Source organism: Amycolatopsis thailandensis (genome assembly GCF_042723255.1).
Lineage (GTDB): Bacteria > Actinomycetota > Actinomycetes > Mycobacteriales > Pseudonocardiaceae > Amycolatopsis > Amycolatopsis thailandensis.
Map to the genome: position 1 here is coordinate 1 of NZ_JBHXJK010000215.1, position 9848 is coordinate 9848.

At 67.4% G+C, this 9848-nt stretch carries 8 protein-coding genes; 6 read left to right on the forward strand and 2 right to left on the reverse strand.

Translation table 11 applies throughout. The annotated features are described in order from the left end of the window. The first annotated feature begins 156 nt into the window (after positions 1-156). On the forward strand, positions 157-795 hold the full coding sequence (locus ACFWMR_RS41010; protein ID WP_378382288.1) for an SRPBCC family protein: 639 nt from the start codon (positions 157-159) through the stop codon (positions 793-795). Positions 796-829: 34 nt separating this feature from the next. Next, on the forward strand, positions 830-1411 hold the full coding sequence (locus ACFWMR_RS41015) for an adenylate kinase (RefSeq protein WP_378382289.1): 582 nt from the start codon (positions 830-832) through the stop codon (positions 1409-1411). Here the strand turns inward: ACFWMR_RS41015 and ACFWMR_RS41020 are convergent. Beyond that, positions 1408-1887 (reverse strand): GNAT family N-acetyltransferase, encoded by a 480-nt coding sequence (locus ACFWMR_RS41020; RefSeq protein WP_378382290.1) that lies wholly within the window; start codon positions 1885-1887, stop codon positions 1408-1410. The two genes, ACFWMR_RS41015 and ACFWMR_RS41020, sit on opposite strands and share 4 nt — an antisense overlap. 276 nt (positions 1888-2163) lie before the next feature. Between ACFWMR_RS41020 and ACFWMR_RS41025 the strand changes: the two genes are divergently transcribed. Genes ACFWMR_RS41025 through ACFWMR_RS41035 form a run of 3 tightly spaced genes read left to right on the forward strand, consistent with a single transcriptional unit; the run spans position 2164 to position 4372 of the window. Beyond that, a complete protein-coding gene (locus ACFWMR_RS41025; RefSeq protein WP_378382291.1) occupies positions 2164-2778 on the forward strand; it encodes a YbaB/EbfC family nucleoid-associated protein in 615 nt (204 codons plus the stop codon). Further along, complete coding sequence (locus ACFWMR_RS41030; protein ID WP_378382292.1) at positions 2775-3107, forward strand: hypothetical protein; 333 nt, start codon at positions 2775-2777, stop codon at positions 3105-3107. The genes ACFWMR_RS41025 and ACFWMR_RS41030 overlap by 4 nt, the downstream gene beginning before the upstream one ends. Beyond that, entirely contained in the window at positions 3104-4372 is a 1269-nt protein-coding gene (locus tag ACFWMR_RS41035; protein WP_378382293.1) for a hypothetical protein, read from the forward strand. Before ACFWMR_RS41030 ends, ACFWMR_RS41035 begins: the two co-directional genes overlap by 4 nt. A gap of 70 nt (positions 4373-4442) precedes the next feature. Here ACFWMR_RS41035 and ACFWMR_RS41040 read toward each other — a convergent pair whose 3' ends face one another. Further along, entirely contained in the window at positions 4443-9116 is a 4674-nt protein-coding gene (locus ACFWMR_RS41040; protein WP_378382294.1) for a DUF7927 domain-containing protein, read from the reverse strand. Between the two features lie 191 nt (positions 9117-9307). Here ACFWMR_RS41040 and ACFWMR_RS41045 point away from each other — a divergent pair, with 191 nt between their 5' ends. Next, positions 9308-9685, forward strand: coding sequence for a RidA family protein (locus ACFWMR_RS41045; protein ID WP_229907774.1), 378 nt, complete (start codon positions 9308-9310; stop codon positions 9683-9685). The last annotated feature ends 163 nt before the right edge of the window (positions 9686-9848 follow it).

Genomic DNA, 9848 nt, shown 5'->3' on the forward strand with positions numbered 1-9848 from the left:
GGCCCCCTTCCTTGCGCCTAGCGCAAGGAAGGGGGCCTTCATGTACTCCACGATCCAGCAGTTAGACCTTCTCACGTTTGCTCTTGACGCTCACCGGAATGAGCTATAGCTTCTAACTATAGCGACAACGGCTAACGCGTCACGAAGGAGAAGGTCATGACCTCGAAGACCACACGCCGCCGGTTCGGCGCACGCGCCGCCCTGCTCACGGTCCCGCTGGCCCTCGCGGGTGTCCTGAGCGCCACCGCTCCCGCTCAAGCCACCACCCACGGTTCCCAGCCGTCTTCCCTCACCTGCCAAGGAAAAAGCATCGACCGGAAAGCCAAGGTGCACTACCGGACCGAGACCTTCATCAAGGCACCCCTGCGCACCATCTGGGATCTCCAGACCGATGTGGAGGCCTGGCCGACCTGGCAGAACCCCGTCATCCCGGTCGAAATGAAACGCCTGGACCCCGGCCCGCTGCGCGAGCGTTCCCGGTTCCGATGGACCATCCCCGTCCCGCCCGGCATGCCGTACCCGCCCGGTGACGTGACCATCGTGTCCACCGTCCGGCAGCTCCAGCCCGGCAAGTGCCTCCGCTGGACCGGTCCCCTCGACGGCCCCGGCGGCATGCACATCGACGGTGTCCACGTCTGGAACTTCGTGAAGGTCCGCGGCGGCGTCATCGTCCGCACCGAAGAGAGCCACACCGGTCCGCAGGTCGACAAGGACGTGCCGGGCTCCACCGAAATGCTCGGCCAGGGTCTCGAAATCTGGTTGCGAGACCTCAAGAAGGCCGCCGAAAACCGGTAGGGGCCCACCCCTGTCACTCCCTATGCTCCCGGGCATGGAGATCATCGGGCCGGACGACGCCCTTCCAGGACGGCGGATCCGGCGGGCCGCGGTGGCGGGCCCCGCCGGATCCGGGAAGTCGACACTGGCCCGAACCCTGTGCGAGCGCATGGGACTGCCGTTCGTCGAATTCGAGTCCTTCTTCCACGGTCCGGGTTGGACGGTGCGGGAGACCTGGCAGGCCGACGTCCTGGCGTTCATCGAGGGCGACGAGTGGGCCATCGAGTGGCAGGGCGAAGAGGTCCGGGAGCGGCTGACCGAACGGCTGGACGTGCTGGTCTGGCTCGATCACCCGCGGGTCATGACGATGACCCGCGCCGTCGTCCGGACGCTGAAGCGTCGCGTCGGGCGCGGTTCGAAGATCGCCGGTGGCAACGTCGAAGGCCCGCTGCACACCTTTTTCACCGATCGCGATCACATCATCAGGCTCGCCTGGCGCTATCACCCGATGATCCGGGCCCGCGTGCACAAGGTCATCGAGGAGGACCGCTACCCGGACCTCGTCATCGTCCGCCTGCGCGGTCAGCGTCAGGTCGACCGCTGGCTCGACGGGCCCGTCGCCCGGAACCTCCGTTAGCGAAGCTCCCGGACGCGCCACACCACGTCTCCGGCGGAACTCGGTTCGATCCTGTCCACAGTGAACCCTTCGCGCTCGTAGAACGCGCCAGCCCGTTCGTTGGCCGCGAAATGCTCGATGTAGAGCCGCTCGGCGCCCTCGGGCAACTGTCCTATGAGGGCGTCGAGCAGCCGGACACCCAGCCCGCCACCACGATGGCGAGGATGCACGTAGAGCTTGTAGATCACATGGTTTTCGCCGTCGAGACCGCGCTGCCCGACACCGGCCAGGTGCCCGCCGTCGTCGGCGACCACCACCGCTCCTCGTGCCACGGCACCGGCGATGTTCGTCTCGTGCCACCACATCCGGATCTGCCGGGCGGCGGCTTCTTCACCGATCAACGGCGCGTAGTGGGCTCGAACGTGCACCTCTCCGAAACGGCAGATGGCCATGACGTCGTCCCTTAGGGCGTTCCGCACGACCGGTCCGGTTCCCATCACATCGCCTTTCCACCGCACTGTCGCCTGATCCGGCACCCGGGCCGACCTTTCGGGCAAACCCTGGTCAGCGAAGGTTGCCCGGGTCTCCACCCGGTGATAACGATACGGAGCGAACCGGCTTTCGGCCGGCCGCGAAGGCGCGCCGGGGTTCGCTGCGGACCGGAAACGACTGGTCTACCCTCCCGGGTGAAAGCTGGGGTGTTCCCGCGGCGTCTCCGACTCTCTCGCCAACCCCACCATTCGTGCCCGATCCGAACCGAGCCAAGGCGACGCATGCAACCCAATTTCGATGCAGGTGAGGACTTCGCCCTCCTTCTGGAGCGAGAGGCCAAGAAACTCGAAGAGAAGGCCAAGGCCCTGTCCGAGGCGTTCACCGCCTCGGCGTCCACGGTGCAGTCGCCCGACGGCACGGTGAAGGTGACTGTCGAGGCCAACGGCTCGCTGAGCGCCATCGAGTTCGGCAACCGGGCGACCTCGATGAGCCCCGCCAAACTCTCCTCGATCGTCATGCAGACCGTGCGGAAGGCGCAGCGCCAGACGGTCGAGAAGGTCACGGAGTCCTACACCGAGATCAACGGCGAGGACGAGGCCGCCCAGCTGGTCCGGACCTTCCTGCCGAAGGTGGAGGAAGAGGAAGGCGCCCAGGACGAGTCCGCACAGGACAAGTGGGCGCCGGAGGCGCACCACGAGGATCCGCGTCAGCAGGCCGGGCACCGGCCGCCGCCCGGCTACCGGCAACCGCCGCCACCGGCGGGTTACCGGCCTCCGCCGCCGTCGGGCTATCCGCCGCCGCAGCAGCCGGGCCGCCCCGCGCAGCAGCCGCCTCCCGCGTCGCCCCGACCCCGCCGACCGGCCACTCCCGACGACGATGAAATGAGCCCCTGGTGAGCGGATTCAAAGTCAAGACAGAGGACATGACGGCGTTCGCCACTCACCTCGACAAGCTCGAGGACGCGCTGAAGCAGAGCGCCGACATGGTGGGCAGCTGTGTGGCGGACCCCGGCATCTTCGGCATCTTCGGCGGCCAGATCTACGGCGCCGGCGCGAGCATGCACTGCGGGAAGGCGCGGGACCACCTGAACAAGTATTCGGAGAACGTGAAGGAGTTCTCCGACAGGGTGCGCGACGCCGCGAAGAAGTACAACGCCAACGAAGAGGAAACCGAGAAGCTGATCAACGCGGCGGGCGACGGCATCGAGGAGGTGAAGGTCAAGTGAGCGACGAGTACCACCGTAACGATTTCGGGAACGGCAGCGGCACCAAGGCCGACGACTTCAAGGACGAGAAGAACAACTTCCTCGCGGGCAGTGGTGACACCGCGGGCGCGGGCTTCTTCGACTCCGCCTTCGCGCTGAAGAAGGCCGTCGACTCCGGTGACCAGCTCAGCATCGGCCTGGCCTCGGCGGGTATGGCCATCGAAATCCTCGGCATGGTCGTCGACCCGATCGGGTCGCTGCTCACCGCCGGGATCGGCTGGCTGATCGAGCACATCGTCATCTTCCGCTGGCCGCTCGACTTCCTGCTCGGTGACCCGAAGGGCATCGAGGCGGCCAAGGAAGCGATCTACAAAGAGGGCAAGGAAGTCAAGCAGTGGGCGGCCGACCACAAGACCGCCACCGAAGCTCTGACGGAGAAGTGGAAGGGCGAGGCGGCCGACACCTTCATCTCCGACATGCAGGGCGTCAGCGCCCAGATCGACGCCCTGTCGGACTACCTCAATCTCGCCGGTAAGCAGATGGGGATCGCCGGTGCCATCATCGGCGCCGTCCGCGGCATCGTCCGCGACATCATCGCCATGACCCTGGCGGGCATCCTCAAGGCCGCGATCGTGGCGGTGGCGCTCGCGCCCGTCACCTTCGGCGGTTCGATCATCGCGGCGATCACCTCCATCATGACCACGGTCGGCGTCGCGATCGCCAAGATCGCCAAGGCCATCGCCGACTGCGCCAAGAAGCTCGGCGAGATGATCAAGATCCTGGTCAAGACGCGCGGCGCGGCCGACGACGTCGTCAAGCTGACGCTCGGTGGCGGCAAGATCAAGCTGCCCAAGCCCCCGCCAAGGGGGGGCCACCCGATGCCCCCTGGCAAGAAGCCGATCGAAGGCCCGCCCGGCAAACCACCCGCCGACAGCACGCCGGACGGCAAGCCCCCGAAGCCGGACGGCAAGCCGGAGAAGCTCAGCGACATGCCGCTCAGGATCGTGCGCGAGAAGCTGACGAAGGAGCTGGACAAACTCCCCGTCGACCAACTGTCCAAAAAAGATTACGACGCCCTCATGGCGAAGTTCGACTACTGGAACTCCTTCCCGATCGGCGACCTGCACAAGAAGTTCCCCAAGGTCGCGGACGCTCTCGAAAAGACGGTCAAGGTCCTCAGCGACCCGACCTACGGCGCGTCGGGCATGGCCGGGAAGACCATCGTCGAACTGACGAAGGGCATCCCGCCCGCCGCGAACGAGAAGCCGCCGGAGGGCGACGAGTGACCGGATAGGACTCAAGCCCGGTGCGGGTGTCCACACAGGACACCCGCACCGGGCTTTTTCGTGTCGTTGATCAGCGAGCCCGGCGGCGGGCGTACCGCAGCATCCACGCCCCTGCCAGCAAAGCGGCGAAAGCCAGCGCGAGCAGATCACCGGTGTGCGAACCGGTGGAGGCCAGCGGCCCCGGACCCGGCGGCCGGACGGGATCCGGCGGATCCACCGGTGGCGTCGGGTCGACCGGCGGTGTCGGGTCGACCGGTGGTGTCGGGTCGACCGGTGGTGTCGGGTCGACCGGTGGTGTCGGCGGCTCGCCCGGGGTGACCGGCGTTTCGGTCGAGCAGCCAGGTTCGTCCGGGGTGAGACAGTTGGCGCCGGGCGTGGTGGACGTGACCGCGTTGCGCAACTTCCCTTCCCCGGAACCGGCGGTGACCGAATACGTCACGGCGACCTTCTGCCCCACCGCGAGCTTTCCGTACCAGCGAAGCTGCTTCCCCTTCAGCTCGACAGATCCGCTCGTCGCTTTCGCGTCACCGTTGTACGTCGCTCCACTGAGGACATTGCTCAGGTCGTCGGTCACGACGGCGTCTTCGTAGGCGCCGGTCCCGGTATTGGTGATGGACAGGGTGTAGCTGACCTTGCCGCCGGGAGCGACCGCGGTCGACGGCGACGCCGATTTGACGATGACCATCGAGAGCACTGGGGTGCGGGTGGAACAGGCGGGATCCCGCTGCCCTGACGGCGGGCAGTTGGTTCCTTCGTCACCCACGACGGAGTTGTCCAGGAAGTGGTCCCCTCGCAAGGGTTTCGCCACGGTGACCGAGTAGGTGATGGTCACCGTCGCACCGGGAGCGACCGTGCCCGTCCAGGTCAGCTTCGGTTCCGTGTACGCGACGGTGCCCGCGGTGGCCTTCGCGTCCTGGCCGTAGGTCGCGTCGTCGAGGACCTTGGTCAGGTCGTCCGTGAACGAAGCACCGGGATAAGGCGCTTGACCGGTATTGCGCACGACCACCGTGTACGTGACCTTGCCGCCCGGCGCGGCCACCGCCGGGGCGGCCGACTTCGTGATGCGCAGCGCCGGTGTCGGCAGTTCGTTGCGGCAGTCAGGGTCTTCGGAGCCCTCTTCGCAGTTGGAGCCGTCACCGGTGACCACGTTGACCAGGCGTTTGTCGCCCTTGTTGGTCACGACGACCGAATAGGTGACGGTGGCCTTCTCTCCGGGAGCGAGGGAGCCGGTCCAGGTCAGGGCCGGTTTCACGACGGTGACGGTCACCGTGCCGGTGTCCGCCTTCGCGTCACCGTTGTAGGTCGCGTCGTCCAGCACGCCGGAGAGGTCGTCGGTGAACGACGCGGCGGGATCCGTTGCCGCGCCGACGTTTTCGACGGTGACGGTGTAGGTGATCGTGTCCCCGGTCTTGACCTCTTCGGGAGTCGCGGTCTTGCGGATCTTCAGCGACGGCACCGGCGTGACCGTCCCGCAGTCCGGATCGGCCGAACCCGGCGGGCAGTTGCCGTCCGGGGGCCCGACGACGGCGTTGGTGAGCTTCTTGTCGCCGCCGGGCGGGCGGTTCACGGTGACGGAATAGGTGATGGTCACCGTGGCACCGGCCGCGACGTCACCGGTCCAGGTCACCACCGGGGCCTCGTAGCCGGTGGTGCCGCCGGTCGCCGTCGCGTCGTCGTTGTAGGTCGCGTCGTCGAGCACGCCGGTCAGGTCGTCGGCGACCCGCGCTCCCGGATAGGCCGCGGCGCCGGTGTTCTGGACGCGCACCGTGTACGTGAGCCGCTCGCCCGGCCGGGGAGCGGACGGCTCGGCGGTCTTGACGATCCGCAGAGCGGCGACCGGGGTGACGGTGGAGCAGTCCGGATCCGCCGAGCCGGGCGGGCAGGTCGAGTCTTCGGTGCCGGTCACCGCGTTGCGCAGCGTCCGGTCCCCGGCGGGCGGCTGGTTCACGGTGACGGAATATGTGATGGTCACCGTGGCGCCCGCCGGAAGGTCCGCCGTCCAGGTCACGTCCGGTTCCGTGTACGTGACGCCACCCGCGGTGGCCCGCGCGTCCCGGTTGTAGGTCGCGTCGTCCAGCGCCCCGCTCAGATCGTCGGTGAACCGGGCGCCGCGATAGACGCCGGTCCCCGGATTGCTCGCGGTCACGGTGTAAGTGACGATCTGGCCCGGCTTCGCGCTCGCCGGTGCCGCGGTCTTGGCCAGCACCAGCGTGCCGATCGGGGTCTCGGTCGCGCAGTCGGGGTCCGATCCACCTGGCGGGCAGGTGGAGCCGTCCGGTCCGACGACGACGTTGGTCAGCCGCCGGTCCCCGGCAGGCGGTTTGCCGATGGTGACCGAGTAGGTGACCGTCACCGTGCTTCCCGGGGCGAGGTCACCGCTCCAGGTGAGTTTCCGGCCCGGTTCGTCGAAGGTGGTGTCACCCGCGGTGGCGGAGGCGTCGCCGTTCCACGTGGCGTCGTCGAGGACACCGGTCAGGTCGTCGGTGAAAGTGGCGCCCGGGTAGGCCGCCGCGCCGACGTTGCGCACCTTCACGGTGTAGGTGACCTTGTCCCCTGGCATGGCCGAGGCCGGGCTCGCCGTCTTCTTGATCTCCAGGGCGCCGATCGGGGTGACCGTGCCGCAGGCCGGGTCCGTGCTTCCCGGCGGGCACGTCGAGCCGTCCGGTCCGGTGACCGCGTTGCGCAGCACCTTGTCCCCGGCCGGTGGCGTGCCGACCTTCACCGAATAGGTGATCGTGACCGTCTTCCCGGCGGGTATGTCCCCGGTCCAGGTCAACGTCGTGGTCGCGCTGTCGTAGCCGGGCTGTGCCGGGGTGGGCGTCCCGTCGGCCTTGGCGACGGCGTCACCGTTGTAGGTGGCGTCGTCGACGACGCCGGACAGGTCGTCGGTGAGCGTCACCCCGGCCGCGGCCGAACCGTCGAGAGTGCGCGCGGTCAGCGTGTAGGTCACGACGTCGCCGGGTTTGGCCGAATCCGGAGCGGCCGATTTCGTGATCACGACCCCGTTGATCGGCTCGTCCGTGCCGCAATCCGGGTCCGTACCGCCTTCGGGACAGGTGGAGCCGTCGGGCCCGACGACCGCGTTGGTCAGCCGCTTGTTCCCGCCCGGCGGGTTCGCGACGGTCACCGAATAGGTGATCGTGACCGTGGTGCCCTTGCCGACCGTGCCTGCCCAGCGCAAGGTTTTGTCGGTCTCGGTGTAGTTCACGGCACCGGTGGTCGCGGTGGCGTCATTGCCGTACGCCGCGTCGTCGACCACATCGGACAGATCGTCGACGGCGGTGGCGTCGGTCCAGTCGGCCGTGCCGTCGTTGGTGAGCTTGATCGTGTAGGTGACCTTCTGGCCGGACATGGGTTTCTTCGGCGTGCTGGTCTTGACGATCTTCAACGTCGCCACGGTGACGTCGGCGGCGCAATCCGGGTCTTTCCCGCCCTCGGCGCAGTTGCTGTCCGGGACGGTCACGACGTTGCCGAGCTTCTTGTCGCCGCCCGGTGGCGAACCGACTGTCACCGAGTAGGTGATCGTCACGGTCGCGCCGGGGCCGAGGTCGCCGGTCCAGGTCAGTCGCTTCCCCGCGGCGTCGTACTGGGGTTTCGCCTGCTCGGCGCCGCCGGACACGGCTTTCGCGTCGTCGTTGTAGGCAGCGTCGTCCACCACGCCGGACAGATCGTCGGTGACGACCGTCCCGGGCGCCGTCGCCGTTCCCTCGTTGGCGACGGTGACGGTGTAGGTGACCTTGTCGCCCGGTTTGGCATCGGTCTTGTCGGCCTTCTTGGTGACCACGAGCCGTTTCGTCAGATCCGGGGCGATCGAGCAGCTGGCCAGGTCGGTGATGGGCCAGGTCCCGCCGGATTCGGAGGTGATCCGGCCGATCTGGTTGGTGTGCGCGTTGCCGCCGGGCACCTGCCGGGAGACGCCGGTGCGCGGATCGACCTTGTACAGCGCGCCGCCGTAGTAGCCGAGGTAGATCGACCCGTTCAGGAAGGCCATGCCGTAGTTGTTGAAGCCGTTGGACGATCCTGGTCCGGTGACCTTCACCGCCTGGGTGGTCTCGCCGGTGTCCGGGTCGAATCGGTAGATGTAGCTCTGACCGCCGTAGACGATCCCGTAGTACACGCCGCCGGAGGAATCGACGAACAGGTCGGGGACGAGCGAGCCGCCGGCGAACACGGGGTCGTTCGCCGGGACGGGCTTCAGCGTGGACCCGCGGGAGAAGGTCTTCGTCGCGCCGCTGGCCAGATTCATCGCGAACAGCACCGGTGCCCCGCCGTTCTGCGCGCCGTAAAGCATCCCGGACGCGGGGTCGGCGCCGAGCCCACCCCAGTTCACCCCGGAGGGGAGCTTGCGGGACTCGCCTCCGGCGATCTCGTCGGTGACGGTGTTCGTGCCCGAAACATGCTTGTAGAGCGTGAGATTCCCGGTGGTGTAGCTGGAGTAGAAGGCGGCGACCCGGCCGGTGTCCGGGTCCTTGCCCAGCGCCATGTTCGTCGACCAGTAGTCCGGCAGGCCCGCGCCCGCCCGCTTGCTGATCACCGTGTTCTGGATCTCCGCGTCCCCCGAGGCGTCTGCGCGGAACTGCATGCCGGAGCGGAAGTTGCTGTAGTACAGATGGTCGCAGTCGAACGTCGACGGGTCGTTCTCACCCTGCACCGACCAGGTCGCCGCCTGAGCCGCCCCCGGCGTGACCAGGGTTCCGAAGAGGATCGCCAGCACTGTGCCGACCGACAAAACCCGGCGTGACAACGGTTTCAGTGCACGACGCCGGCGCTGAGCGACGACCACGAAGAGCCTCCCGGTGGCGAGCGAACTCAGCCCGACGCTACAAGCCGTACCGCGAGCCTCAACTCGAAAGCCGAGGTGCCACCTGAACGTGTCTGATCATGGGTGATGCGAATCCTGTTCCGCTCCGGCCGTCGTTGTGCTTTCGTTCGGGCATGACTGAGCGGGTGAACATCTCTTCCGGCGGGGACTTCGAGCAGATCTTCGGGTACAGCCGGGCGGTGCGCGTCGGAGACCACATCCACGTGTCCGGGACGACGGCGCGGGAACCGTTCCGTTCCGGGGACGCGTACGAACAGGCGTCGGCCGTGCTTTCGATCATCGAAACCGCGCTGAGGGAAGCCGGTTCGAGCCTGGCCGCGGTGGTCAGGACGGTCACCTACGTCACCGACATCAAGGACGCCGAACTGGTGGCGCGGGCGCACCGCGAGGCCTTCGGCGACGTGCTGCCCGCGGCCACCATGGTCGAGGTCACGGCGCTGCTCGACCCGAAGATGAAAGTCGAGATCGAGGCGTACGCCATCGAGAAGTAACCGGGGCCGCGTTGGTCGGGGTGGTCGTGAGTGGCGATTCGGGTTTCTGGTGGTTGCCTGATCCGAGCGTGGGGGGATTGTGGAAGGATAAAGCGACCACAACACCAACAACCAACCACACTTATATGGCACCAAACAATAAAAAAAAAAAAAACACCACCAC

Excerpts from the sequence above, each read along its gene's own strand:
- ACFWMR_RS41010 (WP_378382288.1), top strand. The coding sequence starts at position 157 with ATGACCTCGAAGACCACACGCCGCCGGTTCGGCGCACGCGCCGCCCTG.
- ACFWMR_RS41015 (WP_378382289.1), top strand. The coding sequence starts at position 830 with ATGGAGATCATCGGGCCGGACGACGCCCTTCCAGGACGGCGGATCCGG.
- ACFWMR_RS41020 (WP_378382290.1), bottom strand. The coding sequence starts at position 1,887 with ATGGGAACCGGACCGGTCGTGCGGAACGCCCTAAGGGACGACGTCATG.
- ACFWMR_RS41025 (WP_378382291.1), top strand. The coding sequence starts at position 2,164 with ATGCAACCCAATTTCGATGCAGGTGAGGACTTCGCCCTCCTTCTGGAG.
- ACFWMR_RS41045 (WP_229907774.1), top strand. The coding sequence starts at position 9,308 with ATGACTGAGCGGGTGAACATCTCTTCCGGCGGGGACTTCGAGCAGATC.